Genomic DNA, 24,493 nt, shown 5'->3' on the forward strand with positions numbered 1-24,493 from the left:
CCGCTTCGGAAGCGCATCTCGTCGCTGCATAACCGTTGGTGGTGGGCCACCGGAAGGGTCATTCCTCCCGAGCGGCCCCGACCGGTCCGTTCGCCCATCCGCAGTGCCCGCGGGGATGACTCGACAAAAATCTTCCTCACTAACTGAGGTTTTCCGCCCATCCGCAGGCCCGCGGGGGTGACCCTTCCGCGCGGCCGCGGATTCCTTTCCGCCTCGACATCCGGACGAAGATCATGGGTCAGTGCTCCCGCTAGCGGCAACGGCCATTCCAGAGCCAGCGGCGTTCCCATGACAAAGCCCATCACCCCAGCGCGGAACGCCGCGCTGACGACAGAGCGCAACTCGACACCTGCCTTATCCGAGGGCTACCCCTCGCAGGCCGAAGACGCTTCAAGCGTAAGAAGGCTGGCGCCCGTCAACCCGCTCCGCCAGCGCCGAGCAGCCCGAGCGCTACCAGGGCACTCAGCAGCACAGCCAGATGACATTGCCTCAAGGGAAAACCGCGCGATCCGACCTGCCTTCATCCGCTCCCGGCTAGACCGGCGGAGAGTACCGGACGAAGCCCCAATATCCCTCAACCGGCCGCTAGAATCCCTCCAGCACGATCTTGCCGCGCGTGGTGCCGCTTTCGATCCTGGCATGGGCAGCTTTCAGGTTGGCGGCGTTGATCGGCCGCATGACATCCGTCACCGTGGTGCGGAGACGACCGGCGTCGACCAGCTCGGCCACCTCGGTCAGCAGCCTGCCCTGCGCCGCCATATCCGGCGTCTGGAAGACGGCGCGCGTGAACATGGATTCCCAATGGACCGACACCGCCTTTGGCTTGAACAGCAGGATGTCGAACCCGAGCGGATCGTCGATCAGCCCGTAACGGCCCTGCGGGGCGATGGCCTTTGCCGCCTCTGCCGCATGCGCGCCGCTCTGTGTGATGGAGAAGACCCATGACGGTGCGCCGATCCCCAGCGCCTCCACCTGCTGGCCAATCGGCTGGGCATGGTCGATCACATGATGCGCGCCCAGCTGTCGCACCCAGTCCTGCGTTTCAGGCCGCGAGGCTGTGGCAATGATCGTCACATCCGTGAGCGCACGGAGCAGTTGTATCGCGATGGAGCCGACGCCCCCCGCCCCGCCGATGATGAGGATGGCATTCGCCGCCCCCGGCACGGGACGTCGCACATCGAGGCGATCGAAGAGCATCTCCCATGCCGTGATCGCCGTCAGTGGCAGCGCCGCGGCCTCCGCCGCGGACAGGCTGGAAGGCTTTCTCCCGACGATCCGCTCATCGACCAGATGCAACTCCGCGTTGCTCCCCTGACGGGCGATGGAGCCGGCATACCAGACCTCGTCCCCCGACTTGAAGGCGGTGACGGCCTCCCCCGTCTCCACCACGCGGCCAACGGCATCCCAGCCCAGCACCTTCCAGCCGTCGCCATCCGCTCCAGCGCGACGCCGCACCTTCGTGTCGAGCGGGTTGACGGAAACTGCCGCCACCTCCACCAGCAGATCGTGCGGGCCGGGGACGGGGCGGGGCAGCTCGATATCCTGCAACGCGTCCTCCCGGTCGATTGCGCCCGGCTCGCGGTATCCAACGGCTTTCATCGGCTTGGCCCCCCTCTCGCATTCGCCCCTTCGGCGTGAGGCGAGAGTGCCGCCGCCATGCCGGGAAGACAAGCCGCACCGCAGCCGCGACCGGTGGAAAAGCCAATGGGCATTGCATTCTCCGGCGTAGGAGGGCATGGGGAACGCAAGCTGCGCCCTCCCCCGTGCCTCTCCGGCCCCGCGACGAGGCGCGGCGCGCGACCCGTGTGGGGGAGACCTCCCCCGCGCCACACGACCGGAGGAGGAGAGACGATGACCATCACCCTGAACCGCCGCCAGACGCTGATCGGCATGGGCGCGCTCGGCACCGCTGCGGCGGTGGGCCTGCCCGCGCGCGCCGCAGGCACGCGCAACCTCGCCGTCCTGCACCTTGCCAGCCATGCACCGAGCTTCATCGCCTTCGAGCGCGGCTATTACAAGGATGCGGGCCTCGACATCGAGCTGAAGTTCTTCGAGGCGGCCCAGCCCATGGCGGTCGCCATCGCCTCCCGCGATGCGGATTTCGGTGTCACGGCAATGAGCGGCGGTCTCATCAGCCTGGCGGAGAAGGACGCGATCAAGGTGATCGGCGGCGCGCTGTCGGAAGAAAAGGGTATCGTCGGCAACGTCATCCTCGCCTCCAACAAGGCGCATGAGGCAGGGCTGACCGATCCTTCCAAACTCGCGGGCCACAGCTTCGGCATCACCACGGCGGGCTCATCCTTCCACTTCATGGCGCACAAGATCGCCCAGGCCAATGACATCCCGATGGACGAGATACAGCTCCGTCCGCTCCAGAAGCTCGGCGCCATCGTGGGCGCACTCTCAACCGGACAGATCGACGCCTGGGCCATCCAGCCGAACGTCGCCCGCAAGATGATCCGGGAGAATGCGGCGCAGCAAATCGGTCTCGTCTCCGACTATGCCCCCGATTATCAGGTGACGACCGCCTTCACCTCCACCCGGAATGCCGCGGAAGAGCGGGAAATGACGGAGGCTTTCGTCGCCGCCTATTCCCGCGCGATCACGGATTACAACGCGGCCTTCGTCGACAACACCGCGACGGAGGAGGAGCGCGATGCGCTGGCGCGGATCGTCCACAAATACGTGGAAAGCGACAGCCCGTTCGACACGGCGAAGCAGAACCTGATCGACGGCGCAATGCGGATCAACCCCGGTCTTGCGCTCTCTCTGGGCAGCTGCGTGGAACAGCTCAACTGGTTCAAGTCGGAGGGCATGGTGAAGGACACCGTGACCGAAGCGCAGCTTTTCGACACCAGCTACGTCAAGACGCTCTGATCAGCCATGGACCTGAAGCTCGACAAGATCAGCCATTCCTACGGGCCGGTGGAGGTGCTGCGCGACATCTCTCTGGAGATACCGGAGGGGCAGATCCTTTGCCTCGTCGGCCCTTCCGGCTGCGGCAAGTCGACGCTTCTGCGGTTCCTTGGCGGGTTGGAGCGGCCCAGTTCCGGGCAGGTGCTTCAAATTGGCGCGCCGCCTGCAGGGTCGCTGAACCCTCTCACCTATGTGTTCCAGCACTTCGCGCTGCTGCCCTGGCGGACGGTGGAGGGCAATATCCGCCTCGTGCTGGAAGATCACCGCCTGCCGCGCAGGGAGGTGGAGGAGATCGTCACCGACGTGCTCGCCCGCACCCGGCTCAGCGACTTTCGCAAGGCGCTGCCGAAACAGCTTTCCGGCGGGATGCGTCAGCGGGTCGCCATCGCGCGGGCGCTGGCCGTCCGGCCAGCCGTCATGCTGATGGACGAGCCGCTCTCCGCGCTCGACAGTCAGACGCGGGAGCTGCTGATGGACGATCTCGTGACACTATGGACACGGCAGCCCTTCACATCCGTCTACGTGACCCACAACCTGAACGAGGCGGTGCGGCTCGGCCACCGGGTCGTCGTCCTCTCCCGCCGCCCCGGCCGGATCCGGGAGATCGTGGAGATCGACACCCCCCTCGCCGACCGCCGTCCGGGCGATCCCGCGCTGGAGGCGAAGCAGCAGCAGCTGTGGTCTCTCATGCGGGATGAGGCCGCCGCCGCCGACAAGGAACTGGTCAATGGCTGATCCGACCCGCCGCCCGACCGCCATGCCGATGCCAGACACCGACGGCAGCGCCGCTGGCCATCGCAACTCCGGCCCCCAGAACCCGCCGACCGTATCCACGTCACGGCAATACGCCCCGGCAGAAGCGCAGCCTTCCGTCCTCCGCAATGCGGAGCAGTCCCCCGACCCCGTGCCTCCAGCCTCCACAGCGGAAACCATGGGGCGCGATATGGCGAGCGCCAAACCCGCCATGCCAAGACCCAATCCAGGCCGCACGGGCACCGCAGGTAGAGAGACCCGACCCGTCCCCTTTCGCGGCGGCGGCTTCGCGCCCACGCCGGTGCGGGGCGTGGCGTTCGCCCTCTTCGCGCTCCTTCTCGTGCTGGCCGAGGTCGGCACCCGGGCGGGCGTCATCTCCAGCCTCACCCTGCCCCGGCCCTCCGCGGTGCTGGAGACGCTGGTGCAGCTGTGGCAGAGCGGGAACCTCTGGCGTCACCTGTTGCCCTCGCTCCACCGCCTGTTCGTGGGGGCGAGCCTTGGCATCGTCGTGGGCGTCTCCGTCGGCGTGATGATCGGGCTGTTCAGCTATGTCCGCGCGGGGCTGGTCCCGCTCGTGGCCGCGCTGTTCCCGATCCCGAAGATCGCCCTGCTCCCGCTGTTCGTGATCTGGTTCGGCATCGACGAGGCCTCGAAATACGCGTTGATCGCATTTGGCACCTTCACCCCCACGGTCGTCGCGACCTATGGCGCGGTGGACAATGTGGACCGGTCGCTCATCCGGATGGGGCAGAGCTTTGGCCTCTCCTGGTGGTCGATCGTGCGCAAGATCGTGCTGCCGGGCGCCTTTCCGGCCATCCTCTCGGGGCTTCGGGTCTCCATCTCCATCGCCATCATCCTGCTGGTCGCGGCGGAGATGCTCGGCGCGCAATACGGCATCGGTTCCTATATCCTCGAAGCCGGCTCGCTCTATGACCTGGAGAAGCTCTTTGCGGGTGTCACGATCCTGTCGCTCATGGGGCTCGTCGTGAACTTCGTCATCGGACTGATCGAGAAACGCTTCCTTGCTTGGCGCTGACGGGATCTGCGGTTGAACCCGCTCCGGCTTCTCTGATACCTCCCCCCCTTCACGCCGCCACGGGAGACAGAGATGCCGACGCTTGCCATCGACTTCGGGACATCCAATTCCGCCGTCGCGATCCTGACGCCGGAGGGGCTTCGTCGCCTTCCGCTCGAAGCCGGCGGCGACACGCTGCCCACAGCGGTGTTCTTTCCCGCGCGCGGCGGCGCGATGAAGATCGGCGAAGCGGCGGGGGCGGCTTTGATTGCCGGAGAGGAGGGGCGCTACATGCGCGCCCTGAAAAGCGTGCTCGGCACTGCCCTCTTCCATGACTCCCGGCTCATCGGCGGGCGGCGCCGGACGCTGGCGGATGTCGTCACCGCCTTCCTCTCGACGGTGAAGGAGAGGGCGGAAACCGTCTCCGGCATCCGTTTCGAGGACGCACTTTCCGGGCGGCCGGTTCATTTCCATACCGCCGACCCCGACCGTGACGCGCGGGCGGAGGCAGACCTCGCGGCCTGCTATGCTGCCGCGGGCTTCACTTCCGTGCGTTTCATGGCCGAACCGGAGGCCGCGGCGCTCTCCAGCCACGGCCTCGGGGCGACGGGTGAGATCGGACTGGTTGTCGACATCGGCGGCGGCACATCCGACTTCTCCGTCTACCGCATGGAGGGCGGGAGGCTCCGCATCCTCGCCAGCCACGGCATCCGGCTCGGCGGCACGGATTTCGACGAATCCGTCTCCCTCTCCCATGCCATGCCCGAACTCGGCCACGGCAGCAGCCTCCGGCGTGAGATCGGTCCGGGCACCCTGCCCATGCCAAACGCGGTCTATGTCGATCTGGCGACATGGAGCCGCATTCCCTTCGTCTACACGCCGGAGAACCGCCGGGAGGTCGCGCGCATGGCCCGGCTCGCGACGGAGCCGGAGAAACTCGACCGCCTCTCCGCAGTGCTGCAGGAGGAGCTGGGCCATGAGCTCGCCTTCGCGGTGGAGCATGGCAAGATCGCCGCGAACGGGCCGGAGGGCGCGGGCATCATCGACATGGGCATGATCGAGCGTGGTCTTGCGCCCGCGATCACCGGCACCTCGCTGGACAAGGCGCTTGAAAGCCATCGTGCCGAGCTGGCGAAGGCCGCGGCCGAAACACTGCATCTGGCCGGCATTCCGCCTGAAAGCGTGGGCACGGTCATCCTTGTCGGCGGCTCCAGCCTCATGCGCCTCGTGGCGGAAGAGGCGCGCCGCCTATGCCCCGCCGCCCGCATCGAACGCTCGCAGGCCTTCACGGCGGTGGTGGATGGCCTTGCTCTCGCCCTCGCGGAAGAACCCGTTGCCTGACGGGCTTTCTCGCCGGACGGATCGCGCTATCCTGCATGGCAAGCAGAACGCGAGGGACAGAGATGACGAACGGCGATCAGACCGGCGCAGCCGCTGACAGGCAAGTGGACGGTCATGGGAGGGCTGGGCGATGACGACGTCGGCCGTCCAGCGGGCGAGCTTCGCTACCCTGATCGTCCTTGTGACCATCGCCTTCGTGTGGCTTCTGCTGCCCTATTACGGCGCGCTGCTCTGGGCGGTGATCCTCGCCATCCTGTTCAACCCGCTGCAACGCTGGCTCACGGCGAAGCTCAACCAGCGCCGGGGCTACGCGGCTCTGGGCAGTGTGCTCGTCTGCGTCTGCATCGTGGTGATACCGGGCGTCATTATCCTCGGCCTTCTGGCGGCCGAGGCGGCCAGTCTCTATCAGCGGCTGTCCAATCAGCAGATCGATTTCAGTGAAGCTTTCAACGCTTTCCGCGAAAGCATGCCTGATTTCTTCAACCGTGCTCTGGAGGGGCTTCAGATCGGCAGCCTGGAAGATATCCAGCAGCGCGTAACTTCCCTGCTTGCGAGCGCGAGCCAGACCATCGCCACCCGACTGGTCTCCATCGGGCAGGATACGCTCCAGTTCACGGTGAGCCTCGGCGTGATGCTCTATGTGCTATTCTTCCTGTTCCGCGACGGGCCGGAGATCGTCAATCAGCTCCGCCGCTCCAGCCCGCTCAGCCCGAAATACACCGAACATATCGGCAGCCGTTTCTCCTCCGCAGTCAAGGCCACGGTGAAGGGCAACCTCATCATCGCGCTCATCCAGGGGGCGATCGGCGGGGTGACGCTCTGGCTGATGGGGGTGGAGGCCGCGTTGCTGCTCGGCGTGGTGATGGCGGTGTTCTCACTGCTGCCCGCCGTGGGCGCGGCCCTCGTCTGGGGGCCGGTCGCCATCTACTTCTTCATGACCGGCGATTATCTGAAAGGGGCAGTGTTGGTTGCGGTCGGGGTCTTCGTCATTGGGCTGGTGGACAACCTGCTCCGGCCGCCGCTGGTGGGCAAGGATCTGCGGATGCCGGACTATATGGTGCTGGTGTCGACGCTTGGGGGCCTCGCGCTCTTCGGGATGAACGGTTTCGTCATCGGGCCGCTGATCGCCGCGCTTTTCATCGCTGTCTGGTCGCTTTTCAGAGGCGACGAGCAGACGGAAACGATGTCCACGGATTAGCGGCTCCGCATCAGCATCCCGTAAAGATCGCGCGGATCGTCGGGGTCGGCCAGCAGGTCCAGATCCTGGCGCATCCCAAGCTCGCGCGACTTTTCGTGGATATACCGCAGGGCCGAGAAATCCTCGATCGCAAACCCCACTCCATCGAAGAGCGTGATCTGCGCGGCCTCCCGCCTGCCAGGCGCCGCGCCCGTTATCACCTGCCACAGCTCAGTAACCGGGTGGTCCGGGTCGAGCTGCTGGATCTCCCCTTCAACCCGCGTCTGCTCGGGATGCTCCACGAAGATGTCGGCGCGCAGCAGGATGTCGCGGTGGAGTTCGGTCTTGCCCGGACAATCGCCCCCGATGGCGTTCAGATGCACGCCCGCCCCGACCATGTTATCGGTCAGGATCGTCGCATACTGCTTGTCGGCGGTGCAGGTGGTGATGATCTCCGCCCCCTCGATTGCCGCTTCCGGCGTATCGCAGGCGGTGACGTGGAAGCCTTGCTCAACCAGATTGGCGCAGCACTTCCGCGTCGCTGCGGGGTCAATGTCGTAAAGCCGCAGCGTATCGATGCCGAGCACGGCGCGGAAGGCCAGCGCCTGAAACTCCGATTGCGCCCCGTTGCCGATCATCGCCATGGTCCTTGCACCCTTCGGAGCGAGATATTTCGCCGCCACCGCGGATGTCGCCCCGGTCCTGAGCGCCGTGAGCAGCGTCATCTCCGAAAGCAGGACCGGATAACCCGTCGCCACGTTGGCAAGCAACCCAAAGGCCGTCACGGTCTGGAGACCCTCTCGCGTGTTCTTGGGATGGCCGTTCACATATTTGAAGCCATAAAGATCGCCATCGGACGTGGGCATGAGTTCGATCACCCCCACATCCGAATGGCTGGCCACACGCGGGGTCCGCTCGAAACCCTCCCAGCGCCGAAAGTCCTCCTCGATCGTCTCGGCAAGACCGGCAAGCATCGGTTCCACGCCGATGGCATGGACCAGCCGCATCATGTCGGCCACCGAGACAAAGGGAACGAGCGCGCGGGAAGAGGGAGCAAGGGTCATGTCAGATCATCCGAAACTGCGGGTCGGGCGGTCGAAGACCTTCCGGCCCATGAGGCTGGCCACGAGATCGACCATCAGCCGCGCCGTGCGGCCCCGGTCATCGAGAAATGGGTTGAGTTCGACAAGATCGAGCGAGGTCACCAGGCCCGATTCATGCAGCAGTTCCATGGCGAGATGCGCCTCGCGGAAGGTCGCGCCGCCGGGAACCGTGGTGCCGACTGCGGGGGCGATGGAAGGATCGAGAAAATCGACATCCAACGAGACATGGAGCAGCCCGTTCTCCGCCCGGACCCGGTCCAGAAACTCGGAAAGCGGCGCCACGATGCCACGCTCATCAAGCACCCGCATATCATTGATCGCGATGTCATGCCGGAGCAGGGCGGCGTGTTCCGCGGGATCGACCGAGCGGATACCGAACAGGCAGATCCGTTCGGCCGGGATGGGGGCGGGAAACGGCGGGAACGGTCCGAACCCGTCTCGACCGGCGATATAGGCAACCGGCGTACCATGAAGATTGCCGGATTCGGTCGTCTCCAGCGTGTGAAAGTCCGAATGCGCGTCCAGCCACAGCAGAAACAGCGGCCGCCCCGCCGCTTTCGCATGGGCGGCGACCCCGGCCACCGATCCGAGCGCGAGCGAGTGATCGCCGCCCATCACGATGGGGAACCCCTCGCGCATCGCCTCCTCCACCGCGGCAGAAAGCGCGGCGGTCCAGGCGATTGTCTCGGGGAGGGAATGCACGGCGGCATTGGCTACGGTGACGGGGACGGGCGCGGCAGGCACGATATCACCACGGTCCGTCACGCTCCGGCCCAGATCCTCCAGCGTCCGGGAAATGCCCGCGACGCGATAGGCTGCGGGGCCCATCAGGCAACCGGCGTTCTTCTGTCCGCTGTCGATGGGCGCTCCGATCAGGATACAGGGTTTTGCCACGAGCAGTCTCCTTCCGCTTTTCTGTATATGGTAACGGGGTGATGGCAGTTTCCGCTATAATTTTGCGCGAAATGCGCGCACAACTATACATCCTGCTCAGCAAGACCACCAATATGAACATGGACGACATCGACCAGCAAATTCTCGCGGCGCTCCGCCGTGACGGGCGCGCCTCGCATTCGGAGATCGCCGGGTCGCTCGCGCTGTCCCGCGCGACGGTCAGGGCACGGATCGATCGCATGGTGGCGCGGGGCGACATCGCCGGCTTCACGGTGCTCACGCGCGCCGATGTCACGCAGGCGCCCGTCCGGGGCCTCATGCTCATCGGGATAGAGGGACGCGGCGCGGACCGGATCACGCGACGACTCCTTGGGATGGCGGAGGTGCAGGCCGTCCACTCCACCAATGGCCGCTGGGATATCGTGGCAGAGATCGGCACGGAGACACTCGCCGAGCTGGATGAGGTCATCGCCCGCATCCGCCGTATCGAAGGCGTGACGACCAGCGAAACCAACCTGCTGCTTTCCACCCGCCGCCCCCTGAGCTCACGCTGATCGGAATGCTGACGGGGACAGCTGATGGTGACTGCCAACGCGGCGCGGGTTCTCACGCGATCCAGCGCGGGAGCACCACCCGTGGCACGGGGGCAAGGCGGACCAGGCGCCCCGAATTCGACCCGATGAAGACCTTCAGCAGCGGCCCGTACACGCTCGACCCGATGACGAGCAGCTCCGTCTCCTCCCAGCCCACGTTGTCCAGCGCTTCCTGCCAGCCGGCGCCACTGCCGATCCGCGTCTCCAGTGGCACAGGCGATGTCCAGCGCTCGCGGATCGACGCATGAAGCGCCTCGGCATGGCGGCGGAATTCGCCGCTGACGAGGTGCTCGGCGTGATAGCCCGCTCCCGTCGGATACATCTGGTTCCCCCGCGTGACGAAGGTCAGCACCCGGAGCGGCAGCGACAGGGCCGCAGCCACCGAGCCTGCCCGCTCCGCGATGGACTGGGCGGCCTCCGTCGCGGGCACGGCACAACTCACACGGCGAAGCGCGACGCCCGGCGCAAGCCCGCCGCGCGGGGCCAGTGCGACGGGAACGCCCGCCCCATGCAGCACCTCCGTCGCCGTCGGTCCCTCTGCGAAGCGCCCGGGCGGGGCGGAGGCAGCGGACCCCAGCACGACGTAATCCGCGCCGATATCCCCCGCCGTCGCCAGCAACCCCTTGGCGGCGGAAGGCGCGGTCCGGGTGACGAATTCTGCCTCCAATCCCTCGGGGAGCAGCGCGCGCGCTGCTTCCTGCGTACGCTCCGCATGTTCGCGCAGAAAACGGGCGTATTCGTAGTCCACCCGCGCGGAGGAGGGCGTCGTCCAGCCCTCTGCCGCGATGGTGCACACGACCATTCGCCCGCCGGAGGCCCGCGCCATGATCCCCGCCAGTTCCAGCGCCTCGCGCCCGCCGTCATCGGCGGAAAGGCCCACCAGAAGCATCATTCCCCCGCCTCCCTCCCGAGCTGCTCGCGCTCCAGCCGGGAATGGCGCGCGGAATAGGTGAAGTAGAAGATCGCCGCGAGTGTGCCCCAGATCGCCGTCAGTTCGAACACGATCCACGACAGGTTGGCGATGAGGTAAAGGCAGCAGCAGATGGACAGGATCGGTAGCAGCGGGAAGAAGGGTACCTTGAACCCGCGCGGGGCAGTCGGGTTACGATAGCGCAGGATGATGACGCCGAGCGACACGACCGTGAACGCAATGAGCGTGCCCATGCTCGTCATGTCCCAGAGCACAGCAGCGGGAACGAAGGCCGCAACCAGTGCCACCAGCGTGGCCACGATGAAGGTATTGGCGACCGGCGTCATGGTGCGCGGATCGACCCGGTGGAAGATCGGTGGCAGCATCCCGTCCCGCGACATGGCGAACAGGATCCGGGTCTGGCCATAAAGCACGATCAGCGTCACCGAAAAGACCGAGATCACCGCCCCCGCCGATAGGATGATCGCCGGAACACGCGATCCTGTGATGTTCTGAAGGATGAGCGCCAGCCCCGCCTCCTGTCCCTCGAACTGCTCGGGGGGCTGCGCCCCGATCGCCGTGAAGGCAACCAGCACATAGAAGGTTATCACGATCAGCAGCGCGCAAATGATCGCCAGCGGCAGGTTGCGCCGCGGGTTCTCCACTTCTTCCCCCGCGGTAGAAACGGCGTCCAGCCCGACGAAGGTGAAGAAGATGGAACCCGCTGCCGCGCTGATCCCGGCAAAGCCGTGGGGCGCGAAGGGGGTCATGTTGTCGGAGTTGAACGCCGTCAGCGCGATGGCGATGAAAAGCACCAGAACGCCGAGTTTGATGACAACCATGATCGCGTTGAGACGCGCGGATTCCTTTGCCCCCCGCACCAGCAGAAGCGCGCAGAGAAAGACCAGAACGGCGGCGGGCAGGTTGATCAGCCCCTCGCCGCCGAAGCGCAGGTCATAGCCATCCGCCACCAGCGGCGCCGACAACATCCAGCGCGGCAGTTCGTGACCCGTCACATTCCAGATCAGGTTGTGCAGATATTCGCTCCAGCCCACCGACACGGCAGAGGCGGAGATGCCGTATTCCAGCACCAGACAGGCCGCCACCAGAAAGGCTGTCCCCTCCCCCAGCGTCGCATAGGCATAGGAATAGGATGACCCGGACACCGGGATCATCGAACTCATCTCCGCATAGCAGAGCGCGGTCATCCCGGCGGTGAGCCCCGCCAGCAGGAAGGAGATAAGCACCCCAGGGCCTGCGACGGGCACCTGCTCGCTCAGCACGAAGAAAATCCCTGTGCCGATGGTCGCTCCCACCCCGAACATGATGAGCTGAAAGAGCGTGATGGACCGCCCGAGATTTTCGGAACCTGTCTTTTCACCGTCTATCGTCGGGTCGATGCGTTTCGTCCGGGTCAATCGCCGGAGCAGGGGCACGGATGCGGCCATGCTTTGTCAGTCCCTCGTCAGCGCCGCGCCTTCTGCGGCTTGTCCCTGGAAAGTAGGCTCTGTTTTGGAGAGTAGCGCGTCCCGGCGCGCCTGCGACAATTCATTCGCATTTTGCCGTACAGTCCCTTGCGCGACGGCTGTGGCACCACACTTGCAGAGGAAAAGCCGTCAAGGCGCATACCAGCAGACCAAATGGTAAAAAACGATGACGTTTGCCGCTTTCTTTCGGGCCGCGAACATTGTTTCGCGGCACCGCTGTCATGGCGAGACAGGATCGGCACGGCGGGGCGCAAACGCGCCCGTTCTCCTCACGGCACGCCCTGCCCCGGCCTCGCCCGCCATTGCAGCGGGCGGGGATAGGCTCTATCCCCCGCCCACCGGCGCCCGCCACCCGACCAGGGCCGGACAGTCCGCAGCCCGAAGGGAACGACCATGAGACCGACCGAACAACCGGCAGACAGCGCGACGACGGCAGGTGCCGCCATCGTGTTCGACGCGGTCGGCAAGTCCTATCCCAAGCGGGGCAGCGGTACCGTCACCGCGCTGGAGGACGTGAGCCTGACCGTCGCGCCCGGCGACATCACCGGGATCATCGGCCGCTCCGGCGCAGGGAAATCGACGCTGCTGCGCATGGTCAACGGACTGGAACGCCCGACGGCGGGACGGGTGCTGGTCGGCGGGCGGGACGTGGGCGCGGCCAGCAACGCCGAACTGCGCCAGATCCGGCGCGAGGTTGGCATGATCTTCCAGCACTTCAACCTGCTGGCCTCCCGCACCGTGTTCGACAACATCGCCCTGCCGCTGGAGATCGCCGGGACGCCCTCCGCGCAGATCGCGCCGCGCGTGAACGAGCTGATCGACCTCGTCGGCTTGGGAGACCAGCGGAGCCGCTATCCCGCCGAACTCTCGGGCGGGCAGAAGCAACGCGTGGGCATCGCCCGTGCGCTGGCCACCCGTCCCAAGGTGCTGCTCTCGGACGAGGCGACCTCTGCCCTCGACCCGGAGACGACGCGCACGGTGCTGGCGCTGCTCTCCGACATCAACCGCGAGCTGGGCCTGACGATCCTGCTCATCACCCATGAGATGGCCGTGGTGCGCGATATCGCGAGCCATGTGGCCGTGCTGGACAAGGGCCGCCTCGTCGAGACGGGGGAAACCTATGCCGTCTTCTCCCGCCCCGCCCATGCGACGACACGCTCCTTCCTGACCGGCATCACCGGGGTTGCCCTGCCCCGCTTCATCGCCGACCGCATCCGGCCCGATGCCGGAACCGGCGCGGCGGAGGAAGTGATGCAGATCACCTTCACCGGCAATCATGCAACCGACCCGATGCTCGCCCGGCTCACCGTGGAACTCGGCGTGCCGGTCAACATCCTCGCCGGTGCCATCGAGGAGATCGGGCCGCACCCCTTCGGCAGCCTCATCGTCTCCGTCCCGGCGGAGCGCGGGGAGGCGTCGCGCGGCTTCCTTGAATCCCACGGACTACTGACGGAGGTGCTGGGCTATGTCCCCCGTGCTGATCAACCTTCTCTATGAGTCCACGCTGGAGACGCTCTACATGGTGGCAATGTCCACCGTGTTCGGCACGCTCGCCGGCCTGCCGCTCGGCGTCTTCCTCGCCACCTCGCGGCGGGGGGAGATCCTCTCCGCCCCGGCGGTGAACGGGGTGCTGGGTCTTATTGTGAACGCGACCCGCTCGGTGCCGTTCATCATCCTCGTCGTGGCGATCATCCCCTTTACCCGCGCGCTCGTCGGCACGTCCATCGGCACCACGGCGGCCATCGTACCGCTGACCATTGCCGCCGTGCCCTTCATCGCGCGTCTGGTGGAAACCGCGATCCGGGAGATCGACAGCGGCCTGATCGAAGCCGCCCGCGCGATGGGGGCTACACCACTTCAGATCATCCGCAAGGTGCTGATCCCGGAGGCGCTGCCGGGGATCACGCTGGGCCTCACGCTCGCCGTGGTCAGCCTCATCGGCTATTCGGCCATGGTGGGCGCCGTGGGCGGCAAGGGGCTGGGCGATCTCGGCATCCGCTATGGCTATCAGCGCTTCATGCCGGAGGTGATGCTGATCGTCGTCATCATCCTGATCGTGCTGGTGCAACTCGTGCAGACGGTGGGCGAGTTCATCGCCGCCCGTCTCGACAAACGCGCCGCGAAGAACCGCGGCCGCTGACTTCACACGCAAGAGGTATTCCCATGCTGCGTCTCACAACCTTTGTCTCCGCCCTCGCGCTGTCGGCGGTCGCCGCCTTCGCCGCCGATATCAAGGTCGGCGTGTCTCCGGGCGAACATGCCGAGATCATGGAAGAAGTCGCGAAAGTCGCGAAGCCCAAGGGGCTGAACATCGAAGTGGTCGAATTCTCCGACTACGTGGTGCCGAACCAGGCGCTGGCCGATGGCGATCTGAACGCGAATTCGTTCCAGCATCAGCCCTATCTCGACAACCAGATCAGGGACCGTGGTTTCGATCTGGTCTCCGTCGCGAAGACGATCACCACACCGATGGGGATCTACTCCAGCAAGCTGAAATCGCTGGAGGAGCTGAAGGACGGCGCCAAGATCGCCATTCCGAACGATCCCACCAATGGCGGGCGGGCGCTGCTGCTGCTTCAGGATCTGGGGCTGCTGAAGCTGGCCGAGGGCACCGGGCTCGTCCCGACCGTCCTCGATGTGACCGAAAACCCGAAGAAGTTCACCTTCCTCGAACTGGATGCGGCGCAGCTTCCGCGCTCGCTGCCCGATGCGGACGTGTCGATCATCAACACGAACTACGCGCTGGCCGCCGGCCTCAATCCCAAGACCGACACCATCGCGCGGGAAAAGGCCGAAAGCCCCTACGCCAATGTCATCGTGGTGCGTCGCGCAGATGCAAACGCCGATTGGCTGCCCACGCTGATCGAGGCCTACCACTCGCCCGAGATCAAGACCTTCATTCAGGAGAAGTATCAGGACGCGGTCATCACCGCCTGGTAATCCGTCCGGGAAACCGCAGCGGCCGGGGGCGCCACGTCTCCCGGCCCAGACGTCTTTCGGTGCTAAGGCCACGACCGCCCTCGCGCGTTGCGTTCCCGCCTCACGGCCAGCACCGGGGCACCGCGGTCGCAAGTTGACGGCGGCGGGTTCGATCCCGCCGCCGTAACTCCACTGGGAGCCACACCTCGCGGGACAGGCATGGACATGCCTCCGTCTGACATGTGCCTCGCACCGCCGCCTCGCAGGTTGACCGCCCCCTCGCGACGCAGGACGAACCCACCTCGAAATACGCGTTGCGGGCTGCGGTCATTGCGCCAGCGGGCTGCGCCGAAGACCTGGATTCTCGATCCGACGGTTACCAATCCACCGGCAGCATCCAGCGCACCGTCCCGGATTCAGGGGTCAATGATGAGCGTTGGAAGCGTCCCGGCGAGGTTTGGGGCACAGCCCCGCCGGATCCACCTGCCGTCAGTCCGGCCAGAACTTGATGAACCTGGATGCGCCGCCGCCGCGTCCCCCGGCATCGGCCCGATGCGGTCGCGCCGCGCCTGCAGATCACCGGGACTGGCTCGCTCGCCGCTAGCCGATAACAGGTCCATCGCAAAAGGGATGGGTTTCGTTCCGCCCCGTCACCCCGTCGCCGGACCACGACACCCTGTGCTCAGCCGCAAGCCAGAGGAGGTCACGCCACAACGACTGCTGACGTGCTGACGTGCTGACGTGCTGACGTGCTGACGTGCTGACGTGCTGACGTGCTGACGTGCTGACGTGCTGACGTGCTGACGTGCTGACGTGCTGACGTGCTGACGTGCTGACGTGCTGACGTGCTGACGTGCTGACGTGCTGACGTGCTGACGTGCTGACGTGCTGACGTGCTGACGTGCTGACGTGCTGACGTGCTGACGTGCTGACGTGCTGACGTGCTGACGTGCTGACGTGCTGACGTGCTGACGTGCTGACGTGCTGACGTGCTGACGTGCTGACGTGCTGACGTGCTGACGTGCTGACGTGCTGACGTGCTGACGTGCTGACGTGCTGACGTGCTGACGTGCTGACGTGCTGACGTGCTGACGTGCTGACGTGCTGACGTGCTGACGTGCTGACGTGCTGACGTGCTGACGTGCTGACGTGCTGACGTGCTGACGTGCTGACGATGCGGCTCGCGCACTCTGCGGGTGGACGCAAGGGGCAATGCCCTTCAAGCCCGCTGGCCGCGCGGGCGCCATTTTGCTCCGGCGGGAAAGTCACGCGCCGGGTTGGCGTTACCTGCGCTCATCCCGCGCCGCCATAGATCCCGTACATTGCCGGCCACTTCGGGGTGCTCCGTCAGCCACAGGCGGATATCCTGGGCAACACCCGCTTCCGCGCCCGCCCACAGCACCCCGCCGACCCCCCCCTCACGAAGGGCCGGGAGCAGCGCCGGAACCTGCCGGAGCGCCATGCCAGCGGGCACTTTCTCCAGCGGCGGACCCTCGCCTTCCAGCAGCACGACGCCCCGCGCCTCCGGGCGCAGTATCTCCAGAAGCCGCTGGATCACCGGGCGGGCAGCGGCGTCCCCTGCCAGTATCACGTCCTGCGCCTCGCGAAGCGCCGGAACCGCGGGCTCAGTTTCCGGGCCGGAGAGACCGCATCGGTCGCCCTTCCGTGCCCAGCGTGCCCATTCCGCCCCCGCGCCCCCGCCCTCATGCAGCAGGATATCCATCACAATCCGGCCCGCCTCGGGATCGACAGCGCGGATCGCGTGACGCCGGACGGCGGGGCGCCAGGCAGGATCGACCGGCAGCGGCAGCCCGTCGGGCCCTGCCTTGGGCCAGCGCGGCGTCATGCCCTCGGGCGGGAAATGGAAGCGGCCATAGGGCGACCCCGGATCGGCGAAACGTGCAAGATCGCTGCCGCTCAGCGTGAAGCGCCGCCAGTCCCCCATCCGCTCCACCTCGGCCACGGTCATCTCCCGGAAATCCGCATAGAGCGTTCCTGTCTCCACCGCACCGGTCCAGCGGATCACGGGATGTTCCGTCACACAGAATTCCAGCAGATGAGAGGCAATGAAATCCACCATCTCCTCCATCCCCGGGCGGTCAGACGCGCGCGCTTCCACCTCCACCCCGTCGACTGTAGGCCGGAAGAAGGCCTCCCCCATCGGCAGCCGTGCGCGCAGGGCCTCTCCCTGCCGTTCCAGCGTCACGTCCTGCTCCCGCAGGTGCCCGGCAAGTGCCTCGACAAGCGGCCGCGGCTCGGAGAGCGGTACATGGGCGGCGGCGGTGAACATCGCATTTCCTTTCGTCGCGCGGGCAGCCCGAACAGCGAACGCGCATGCTACGAGAGCCCCCGGATGATCAGATAGGCACGACGGCGAGGGAAAACCACATCTGCGCCGGTTCCACGCAACCGCAAGAAAGGACATTCTGGTATCCTGGCAGAACTTTCCGGTATGATTTCCGCGGTTACCCGGAGACAGTGGAACCGCTTTCCGCTCAGGGCTGTCTCACGCGGCTCCTGTCCGCCCCGCGCCCGCGTCGCGCACGGCCCGCCGGTCTTGCCAAGACGCGCCGCCGAGCAGACATGGGGGCCAAGGCACCTGCCACCCGAACCATCAGCGGAATGACGCCATGAAACTCTTTTCTCTCACCGCGCTGGCCGCGATCGGCTGGGCGGCGATCGCCACGGCGGAGACCCCGGCCTTCGGCCCGCTCGTCACGCCCGCCGAACTGAATACGGCCCTCGCCGGGGCCGATGCGCCGACGGTGCTCGACATACGGGAGGCCGCCGCCTACGGGCAGGGCCATATCCCCGGCGCGATATCGGCGCCCTATGCGCTATTCCGCGGCCCGGCGGAAAATCCCGGCCAGCTCGTGCCGGAGAATGTGCTGGAGGACCGCTTCCGGGCGTTGGGGCTGAAGAAGGATCACCCGCTGGTCGTCGTGCATCAAGGCAAGGACGACAGCGACTTCGGCGCCGCCGCGCGCGTCTACTGGACGCTGAAATCCTCGGGCATCAGCCCGCTCGCCATTCTGAACGGCGGACAGGGCGCATGGGCGGCGGAAGGGCTGCCGCTGGAGACGCGGGCCAACACCCCCACCCCCTCCGATATCGAGATCACCTTCTCCCACCGCTGGCTCGCCGATGCGCAGGATGTGGCCGCCATCGTTGACGGCAAGCAGAGCGCCCGGCTGATCGACGCGCGTCCGCCCGCGTTCTTCAACGGGGATCAGGCGCATCCGCAGATGACCCGGCCCGGCACCCTGCCGGGGGCGGAGAACGTCTCCCATTCCGTCTGGTTCGATGGTCCGACCACCGTCACCACCGCAGCAGGGGCGGAAGCGGTGCTCCAGAAACTCGGCCTGAAGCAGGACGAGGAGATCGTGGCCTTCTGCAACACCGGGCATTGGGCGGCCACGGACTGGTTCGCTCTTTCCGAACTCGCGGGATTGCCCGATGTGAAGCTTTATCCCGACAGCATGGTCGGCTGGTCGCAGGGCGGCGGCGCGATGGAGAACACGCCCGGCCTGCTCCAGAACCTGATGAACCAGATCCGGTCCAAGTGATGACCACAGCTTCGAGCCAACTCGAAGGCGCCTCCTCCCCCATCGGGGAGGGGGCGAAACGCCTTCTGCTCATCCTGGCGGCCCTGGCGGCGGTCTTCGCCGTCTCGCTCTTTGCGGGCGCGCGGTACGGGCTGCTGCTCGCCATCGGGCTGGGCTTCGGCATCACGCTCGAGGGGCTGCATTTCGGCTTTGCCGGACCATGGCGCGCGATGATCCTGCGGCGGGAGCCGGCGGGCCTCCTGGCACAGCTTCTGGCTATCGGCCTTGTGGCCCTCGTGGCCTTCCCGCTCCTGCAATCCCATCCGGGAGAGTTGGGCGGAGCGGAGGCGCCCGTGGGCTGGGCGATGGTCGGCGGGGCCTTCGTCTTCGGCGCGGCGATGCAGGTCATCCTCGGCTGCGGCTCGGGAACCCTCGTCAACGCGGGCAGCGGCAATGCGGTGAGCCTCGTGGCCCTGCCATTCTTCTGCCTGGGCAGCTTCCTCGGCGCCGCGCATCTGCTGTGGTGGACGGACCTCGGCGCCCTGCCGATCATCGTGCTCCGCGGCACAAGCGGCCTGCTGGTCACGCTCGGCCTGCTCGCAGCCGTCGCTCTCGTCGTGTTTCTCATCGGCAAGCCCGGCACGCGCAAGCTACCGCCCCGGCTGATCTTCGCGGCACTGCTTCTGGCGGCGCTGGCGGTGGGCAACCTCGTAGTCGCGGGCCAGCCGTGGGGCGTGGTCTACGGCCTTGGCCTGTGGGCGGCCAAGGGCGCGGTCGCCCTGGGCGCAGACCTGTCCGGCAACGGCTTCTGGGGCGCGCCGGGGAATGCCGCGCGGCTTCAGGCGAGCATCCTGACCGATGTCACCTCCCTCACAAACATCGGCATCATCCTCGGCGCCTTTCTCGTTGCGGCATGGCGCAGGCACGGCCTCTCGCAGCCGCTGCCGAAACTCCCCGCCCGCGCCTGGGGCGCGGCGATCGTCGCGGGGCTGCTGCTCGGCTATTCCTCGCGGCTTGCCTTCGGCTGTAATGTGGGGGCCTTCTTCTCCGGTATCTCGACGGGGAGCCTGCACGGCTGGGCCTGGTTCGCGGCGGGGTTTGCCGGTTCCTGTCTCGGGGTGAAGCTGCGACCGCTGGTCGGGCTGGAGGCCCGCAAATGACCCGCCGTCTCACCGCAGGCATCGTCATCGCCCTGCTCGCCGGTTTGCTGTTCTTCGACCACGCGACCGCCGCGCTGAACCCCTACAAGGCCCCGCCCATCATCGCCCTCGGCTCGGGCGTGGTGGCGACGGGGGGATTCTGCGGCGCGCTTCCCCAATAGCAGCCAGCAGCACGCTCGCCGCGCCGATCACTCGGCAATGAGGGGGCGCGCCGCCCCCTCCGCCACCCGGAGCGCGTCGGCATAGGCCAGCGCCACCATCAGCCCGCGCCGCCCGCCATTGATCACCACTTCCGCCGCCGCCGCCGTGTCCTCGAACGCGACCGGCACCCGGCGCTTCTGGCCGAAGGGACTGATCCCGCCGGTGTGAAAGCCGGTGAGCCGCTCCGCCTTCTCGGGGGGCATCATATGCGCGGACTTGCCCCCGAACGCCGCCGCCACCCGCTTCATCGACAATGTCCTGTCCGACGGGATGACGGCGCAGGCGGGCTTGCCGTCCACTTCGACCATCAGGGTTTTCAGAACCCGCTCCGGCGGCACCCCGATGGCTTCCGCCGCATGGAGGCCGATCCGATCCTGCCCGGCGACGTAGTCATACTCGATCGTGCGGAAGGCAACGCCCGCGCGTTTCAGCGCCTGCGTCGCGGGGGTAGCCGTGCTCATCACCTGCTCCGTTCTGCAAGCGGACCCTAACGCGCTGCGCAGGCGCAGGGAAGCACCGCGCGGCTCTTCCCGTGCTCGCATCCGCAGAAAATCCTTGCCATCGCGCCGATCTTGGGGAGGATGCGCCCCCAACACGACGCCTTCCGGGGGGAGAGAGGATGAGCGCCACACCACAGACACCCGCGCCGAAGGGCGGCGCCCGCCGCCTGACGCCAAGCGACATCCGCGCCCGCAAGGGCGGCACGCCCGTTGTCTGTCTCACCGCCTACACCACCCCCATGGCCCGTCTGGTGGACAAGGAAGCCGACCTGATCCTCGTGGGGGACAGCGTGGGCATGGTGCTCCACGGCATGCCCTCCACCCTCGGCGTCACGATGGAGATGATGATCCTGCACGGGCAGGCCGTGGCACGCGGCGTGGAACGCGCGGCGCTGGTGGTGGACATGCCCTTCGGCAGCTATGAGGAAGATCCGGCGCAGGCCTTCCGCAACGCCGCCCGCCTCATGGCGGAAACCGGCGCGCAGGCGGTGAAGCTGGAAGGCGGTCTCCATATGGCCGAAACCGTGGCCTTCCTGACGGCGCGCGGCATTCCCGTGATGGGCCATGTCGGCCTGACACCGCAGTCCGTCAATGCCTTCGGCGGATACCGTGTGCAGGGGCGGGGAGAGGATGCGGCCCGCGTCCGCGCCGATGCCGCCGCGCTGAGCGAGGCCGGGGCCTTCGCCGTGGTGCTGGAGAAGGTGCCCGCCGCCTTGGCCGATAAGATCACCGCAGAGATCGCGGTTCCCACCATCGGCATCGGCGCCAGCGTGGGCTGCGACGGGCAGGTGCTGGTGATCGACGACATGCTGGGCCTGTTCGGCGATTTCCGCCCGAAATTCGTCCGCCGCTATGCAGAGCTGGGCGGAGCCGCCGCCGAGGCAATCGCGCAATACGCAGCCGATGTGCAGTCGCGCCGCTTTCCCGGGCCGGAACATGTCTTCGCCAGCGAGCTTCCGGGCACCGCAGGACAGGTGAGCGCAGGGAAGGTCACGTCATGACCCCCGCTCTCGCCCGCCGCCCGATGATCAGCCTGGAACGGCAAGCCCGGCGAAGCGTCCGCCCGCGCACCTGCCCCGGACTGTCGGGCGCTTCCCGAAAGGACCCCTCCGGCCGTGACGGACGCGCCCCGCTCCCGACACGGCGGTCGGCAGAGAGAACACGCCACCCGAGCCGCGACAATCGCGGAAACGCCTGCGCGAGCAGCGTTTCCCCCTGCTCCGCAAAGGCCCGCCCATGACCATCCTCCGCCACACCGCCGATCTTCGCCCCCGAGTCGCCGGTTGGCGCCGTTCAGGAGAGACTGTGGCCGTCGTGCCGACGATGGGCGCGCTGCATGAGGGCCATCTCAGCCTCGTCCGCGCGGCCAAGGCGGTGTGCGAGCGGGTTATCGTGACGATCTTCGTCAATCCCCGGCAGTTCAACAGCCCCGAGGATTACGCGAAATACCCCCGGACGGAGGAGGCGGATGCCGCGCTCCTCGCTCCCTACGGTGTCGACGTGGTCTTCGTGCCGGAGGCGGAGGAGATGTATCCGCCGGGCTTTGCCACGACCGTATCCATCACCGGGATCACCGAGCCGCTGGAAGGCGCGCATCGCCCCGGCCATTTCGATGGCGTCGCGACGGTTGTAACAAAGCTCCTCACCATGACGGGCGCCGACCGTGCCTTCTTCGGAGAGAAGGACTGGCAGCAGCTGCTCCTTGTCCGTCGGCTGGTGGCGGATCTGAACCTGCCGGTGGAGATCGTGGGCTGCCCCACGGTACGGGAGGAGGACGCCCTCGCCCTCTCCTCGCGCAACCTCCGTCTGTCAGCAGACGAGCGGCGCATGGCCGCTGCCCTTCCCGAAGTCCTTGCCGCCGCCATCCTTGCGATAGAGAGCGGCGCACCTGCCGCCCCGGCGCTGGAAGACGCGCGATCCCGCCTCGGGGCGGCGGGCTTCGAACGGGTCGAGTATCTGGACCTCCGCGATGCGGAGACGCTTTCATCAGCGCGTCCCGGCATCCCCGCCCGGCTGCTCGTCGCTGCCTGGGCGGGCAACGTTCGCCTTATCGACAATATGCCGGTAAATCTTCCCGTACCGATTTTGGAACGGAAGAGCCTGCGGGCCTGAATACCCGCGCCGTCCGATAGCGCAAGACGGCAGGGCTTGCAGACCCTGTCGTGCGCGTCCTGTGGGAGGAGGTCGTTACGCGTCGGACTTGTGGAAGACCGATTTGAACTTCTCCTTGGTCTTTTCCCACTTCTCCTCGCGCTCGGCCTTCCGGTCGGCCTTCTTCTCCTCGCGCAGCACGCGGGCGGCCTCGTCGGACGCGGCTTCAGCTGCAGCTTCCGCCCCCATGACCTCGGTGAGCGTCGCTTCGTAGTTGTAGCGCACGAGTGCACCACCGGTGCTGCTGGCGAGATTGTCGAGGATTTCCGGGCTGCTTTCCTCGATATCCACGAGAATACCGGTCTTGCCGGGCGGCAGGGCCGCGCTGATGGTGCTCAGAACCGAGTCGTCATCAATCTCGTTTCCGGTATCTACCAGAGAGCCGAAGAGCGCTCCGGTCGAGAAGCCCAGCAGGACACCAAGCGGGCCCCCCTAGAATTCCGATAAGCGCACCACCGCCCAATGTTCCTTCGCCGCCGATATTGGTGCCACCATCACGGAGCGTGATACGGCCATCGCTCTCGCGATAGACCACCGCGGCTTGATTGATCCGATCCGGGTCCTCTCCCTTGGGCTTGGTAAGCGCCTCATAAGGCTTGCTATCGTCAAGCTAGGTCACGAGAACGATATTGCGGGTCATGTTCTTCTCCATCTGCTTGCTGCGAGAGGTAGAAAGCGCGCCCTCCACCAAAGTACACCGGCGCGCGTCCGTACAGCTAACGCGCTTCCGCGGCTTGGCAATGCTTCGGCGTGGGTTGGATGGAGGGAAAAATCATCGAGGCCGCGTCCGCGATATGCCGATCATGACACGCGCGCGACGGCCAAGGGGCCGAAGGCAGGCCATCGGGCGACGGATAACGAGGATGAGGGGGACAAGCTATTCGATGAGATGTTGCGCCTTGAGGAGCAGGCAGCGCTTTTCGAGCCGGTGACGCTGGAGGACATGGCGTTCAAAATCGTCTTCGCGGACGACAACGGCGACATGAACATCGAGCAAGCGCTTGTCGCCATGTCCTATCGCATGCTCGGCATCGAGCCGCCGGACAGGTTCGGCAAGCCGCTCTGAACGTCTGGACACCAGCCACCCCGCGTCCAAGACGCGGCAACGTCTGAATCCGCCGCTATCAGAGTAAATCAATTGCGTTTGTGTTGATGGGTAAGGAAAGAAGGTGAACGTCAAGATATGAAAAGTTCGCCGGTAATATCAACTTATTACCTAGTAATCTGGTGGCCGCTGTGGGACTCGAACCCACACGGGCATGGCCCGAAGCATTTTAAGTGCTCTCCGTCTACCGGTTCCGGCAAGCGGCCTCCTGTCACTCCATTCCATTCCCGCGCAGTCAGTGCAAGAGGTCAGTTCCAGCCGGTCGCGATCCAGATCACCGCGACATACCGCCCGCCCTTGGCAAGCGTGACGAGCAGCAGAAACAGGCTCAGCCGTTCCCGCAGCATCCCTGCAACGACAGTGAGCGGATCGCCCACCAGCGGGAGCCAGCTGGCCAGCAGCGACCAGCGTCCCCAGCGGCGATACCACCCCTCCGCGCGGCGGATCTGCCCGGGGGATGCGGGGAACCACCTCCGCCCCTCGAACTGCGCCAGCCAGCGGCCGAGACCATAATTGACCACCGAGCCAAGCACGTTGCCCGCCGTCGCGACGGCCCAGAGCAACAGCAGCGGATGCCCCCCGCGATGAGCCAGAGCGCCCAGCACCGCTTCCGACTGCATGGGAAGCAGGGTTGCGGCAACGAATGCCGCGGCAAACAAGCCAAGATAAGCGATCATGGGGCTCCCGTCATGTCTTCCCCTACCCCAGTTTCCGGCGGGAGAG

At 66.4% G+C, this 24,493-nt stretch carries 24 protein-coding genes and 1 tRNA gene; 15 read left to right on the top strand and 10 right to left on the bottom strand.

The window, feature by feature from the left end:
• Positions 1 to 585 precede the first annotated feature (585 nt).
• The gene (locus CN97_RS12140; RefSeq protein WP_035711727.1) at positions 586 to 1,599 is read right to left on the bottom strand and encodes a zinc-binding alcohol dehydrogenase family protein; all 1,014 of its coding nucleotides are present in this window, start codon (positions 1,597 to 1,599) and stop codon (positions 586 to 588) included.
• Positions 1,600 to 1,851: 252 nt separating this feature from the next.
• Between CN97_RS12140 and CN97_RS12145 the strand changes: the two genes are divergently transcribed.
• From CN97_RS12145 to CN97_RS12165, 5 genes are all read left to right on the top strand, one after another.
• On the top strand, positions 1,852 to 2,877 hold the full coding sequence (locus CN97_RS12145; protein ID WP_035711729.1) for an ABC transporter substrate-binding protein: 1,026 nt from the start codon (positions 1,852 to 1,854) through the stop codon (positions 2,875 to 2,877).
• Between the two features lie 6 nt (positions 2,878 to 2,883).
• On the top strand, positions 2,884 to 3,651 hold the full coding sequence (locus CN97_RS12150) for an ABC transporter ATP-binding protein (RefSeq protein ID WP_035711732.1): 768 nt from the start codon (positions 2,884 to 2,886) through the stop codon (positions 3,649 to 3,651).
• A 229-nt stretch (positions 3,652 to 3,880) separates the two neighbouring features.
• Positions 3,881 to 4,705 carry an ABC transporter permease gene (locus tag CN97_RS12155; protein ID WP_051911215.1) on the top strand — a complete coding sequence of 275 codons (825 nt, stop codon included), beginning with the start codon at positions 3,881 to 3,883 and terminating at the stop codon, positions 4,703 to 4,705.
• A gap of 72 nt (positions 4,706 to 4,777) precedes the next feature.
• Positions 4,778 to 6,025: an Hsp70 family protein gene (locus CN97_RS12160; protein WP_035711735.1), complete on the top strand. Its 1,248-nt coding sequence runs from the start codon at positions 4,778 to 4,780 to the stop codon at positions 6,023 to 6,025.
• Positions 6,026 to 6,155: 130 nt separating this feature from the next.
• A complete protein-coding gene (locus CN97_RS12165; protein WP_035711736.1) occupies positions 6,156 to 7,223 on the top strand; it encodes an AI-2E family transporter in 1,068 nt (355 codons plus the stop codon).
• Here the strand turns inward: CN97_RS12165 and CN97_RS12170 are convergent.
• Together CN97_RS12170 and rocF are read right to left on the bottom strand one after the other, a co-directional pair.
• Positions 7,220 to 8,266 (bottom strand): ornithine cyclodeaminase, encoded by a 1,047-nt coding sequence (locus tag CN97_RS12170; protein ID WP_035711739.1) that lies wholly within the window; start codon positions 8,264 to 8,266, stop codon positions 7,220 to 7,222. The two genes, CN97_RS12165 and CN97_RS12170, sit on opposite strands and share 4 nt — an antisense overlap.
• A 6-nt stretch (positions 8,267 to 8,272) precedes the next feature.
• Positions 8,273 to 9,199, bottom strand: coding sequence for an arginase (gene rocF, locus CN97_RS12175; RefSeq protein ID WP_035711740.1), 927 nt, complete (start codon positions 9,197 to 9,199; stop codon positions 8,273 to 8,275).
• A gap of 119 nt (positions 9,200 to 9,318) precedes the next feature.
• Between rocF and CN97_RS12180 the strand changes: the two genes are divergently transcribed.
• Positions 9,319 to 9,753 carry an Lrp/AsnC family transcriptional regulator gene (locus CN97_RS12180; protein WP_035711893.1) on the top strand — a complete coding sequence of 145 codons (435 nt, stop codon included), beginning with the start codon at positions 9,319 to 9,321 and terminating at the stop codon, positions 9,751 to 9,753.
• Positions 9,754 to 9,805: 52 nt separating this feature from the next.
• Here the strand turns inward: CN97_RS12180 and CN97_RS12185 are convergent, their stop codons facing one another.
• Both CN97_RS12185 and CN97_RS12190 read right to left on the bottom strand, forming a co-directional pair.
• On the bottom strand, positions 9,806 to 10,684 hold the full coding sequence (locus CN97_RS12185; protein WP_035711742.1) for a universal stress protein: 879 nt from the start codon (positions 10,682 to 10,684) through the stop codon (positions 9,806 to 9,808).
• The gene (locus CN97_RS12190) at positions 10,681 to 12,150 is read right to left on the bottom strand and encodes an amino acid permease (RefSeq protein ID WP_035711744.1); all 1,470 of its coding nucleotides are present in this window, start codon (positions 12,148 to 12,150) and stop codon (positions 10,681 to 10,683) included. The genes CN97_RS12185 and CN97_RS12190 overlap by 4 nt, the downstream gene beginning before the upstream one ends.
• A 432-nt stretch (positions 12,151 to 12,582) precedes the next feature.
• Here CN97_RS12190 and CN97_RS12195 point away from each other — a divergent pair, with 432 nt between their 5' ends.
• Genes CN97_RS12195 through CN97_RS12205 form a run of 3 tightly spaced genes read left to right on the top strand, consistent with a single transcriptional unit; the run spans position 12,583 to position 15,129 of the window.
• The gene (locus CN97_RS12195; protein ID WP_051911201.1) at positions 12,583 to 13,686 is read left to right on the top strand and encodes a methionine ABC transporter ATP-binding protein; all 1,104 of its coding nucleotides are present in this window, start codon (positions 12,583 to 12,585) and stop codon (positions 13,684 to 13,686) included.
• Complete coding sequence (locus CN97_RS12200) at positions 13,655 to 14,329, top strand: methionine ABC transporter permease (protein ID WP_035711746.1); 675 nt, start codon at positions 13,655 to 13,657, stop codon at positions 14,327 to 14,329. The genes CN97_RS12195 and CN97_RS12200 overlap by 32 nt, the downstream gene beginning before the upstream one ends.
• Before the next feature lie 23 nt (positions 14,330 to 14,352).
• Complete coding sequence (locus tag CN97_RS12205; protein ID WP_035711748.1) at positions 14,353 to 15,129, top strand: MetQ/NlpA family ABC transporter substrate-binding protein; 777 nt, start codon at positions 14,353 to 14,355, stop codon at positions 15,127 to 15,129.
• A gap of 1,198 nt (positions 15,130 to 16,327) precedes the next feature.
• Here the strand turns inward: CN97_RS12205 and CN97_RS19915 are convergent.
• A complete protein-coding gene (locus tag CN97_RS19915) occupies positions 16,328 to 17,398 on the bottom strand; it encodes a siderophore-interacting protein (RefSeq protein WP_051911202.1) in 1,071 nt (356 codons plus the stop codon).
• Positions 17,399 to 17,738: 340 nt separating this feature from the next.
• On the opposite strand from CN97_RS19915, the gene CN97_RS12215 reads away from it, so the two are divergent.
• The 3 genes from CN97_RS12215 to CN97_RS20950 are packed head-to-tail and all read left to right on the top strand — an operon-like array spanning position 17,739 to position 19,974.
• Positions 17,739 to 18,674, top strand: a complete 936-nt coding sequence (locus tag CN97_RS12215; RefSeq protein ID WP_035711749.1) for a sulfurtransferase — start codon at positions 17,739 to 17,741, stop codon at positions 18,672 to 18,674.
• Positions 18,674 to 19,813: a YeeE/YedE family protein gene (locus tag CN97_RS12220; RefSeq protein ID WP_084684139.1), complete on the top strand. Its 1,140-nt coding sequence runs from the start codon at positions 18,674 to 18,676 to the stop codon at positions 19,811 to 19,813. Before CN97_RS12215 ends, CN97_RS12220 begins: the two co-directional genes overlap by 1 nt.
• On the top strand, positions 19,810 to 19,974 hold the full coding sequence (locus CN97_RS20950) for a hypothetical protein (protein ID WP_165496732.1): 165 nt from the start codon (positions 19,810 to 19,812) through the stop codon (positions 19,972 to 19,974). The genes CN97_RS12220 and CN97_RS20950 overlap by 4 nt, the downstream gene beginning before the upstream one ends.
• A 27-nt stretch (positions 19,975 to 20,001) precedes the next feature.
• Here CN97_RS20950 and CN97_RS12225 read toward each other — a convergent pair whose 3' ends face one another.
• Positions 20,002 to 20,475 carry an aminoacyl-tRNA deacylase gene (locus CN97_RS12225; RefSeq protein ID WP_035711755.1) on the bottom strand — a complete coding sequence of 158 codons (474 nt, stop codon included), beginning with the start codon at positions 20,473 to 20,475 and terminating at the stop codon, positions 20,002 to 20,004.
• Positions 20,476 to 20,633: 158 nt separating this feature from the next.
• Between CN97_RS12225 and panB the strand changes: the two genes are divergently transcribed.
• Both panB and panC read left to right on the top strand, forming a co-directional pair.
• Positions 20,634 to 21,515: a 3-methyl-2-oxobutanoate hydroxymethyltransferase gene (gene panB, locus CN97_RS12230; protein ID WP_035711757.1), complete on the top strand. Its 882-nt coding sequence runs from the start codon at positions 20,634 to 20,636 to the stop codon at positions 21,513 to 21,515.
• Between the two features lie 235 nt (positions 21,516 to 21,750).
• On the top strand, positions 21,751 to 22,626 hold the full coding sequence (gene panC, locus CN97_RS12235; protein WP_051911203.1) for a pantoate--beta-alanine ligase: 876 nt from the start codon (positions 21,751 to 21,753) through the stop codon (positions 22,624 to 22,626).
• Between the two features lie 75 nt (positions 22,627 to 22,701).
• Here the strand turns inward: panC and CN97_RS19920 are convergent, their stop codons facing one another.
• Positions 22,702 to 22,956, bottom strand: a complete 255-nt coding sequence (locus CN97_RS19920; RefSeq protein ID WP_051911204.1) for a hypothetical protein — start codon at positions 22,954 to 22,956, stop codon at positions 22,702 to 22,704.
• A gap of 598 nt (positions 22,957 to 23,554) precedes the next feature.
• On the opposite strand from CN97_RS19920, the gene CN97_RS20665 reads away from it, so the two are divergent.
• Positions 23,555 to 23,731: a hypothetical protein gene (locus CN97_RS20665; protein ID WP_156969585.1), complete on the top strand. Its 177-nt coding sequence runs from the start codon at positions 23,555 to 23,557 to the stop codon at positions 23,729 to 23,731.
• Between the two features lie 159 nt (positions 23,732 to 23,890).
• On the opposite strand, the gene CN97_RS12245 is transcribed toward CN97_RS20665, so the two are convergent.
• Both CN97_RS12245 and CN97_RS12250 read right to left on the bottom strand, forming a co-directional pair.
• Positions 23,891 to 23,976 (bottom strand) — tRNA-Leu (locus CN97_RS12245).
• Between the two features lie 42 nt (positions 23,977 to 24,018).
• Entirely contained in the window at positions 24,019 to 24,447 is a 429-nt protein-coding gene (locus tag CN97_RS12250; RefSeq protein ID WP_035711760.1) for a YqaA family protein, read from the bottom strand.
• Positions 24,448 to 24,493: the final 46 nt, after the last annotated feature.

It is taken from the genome of Haematobacter massiliensis (genome assembly GCF_000740795.1).
Classification (GTDB): Bacteria; Pseudomonadota; Alphaproteobacteria; order Rhodobacterales; family Rhodobacteraceae; genus Haematobacter; species Haematobacter massiliensis.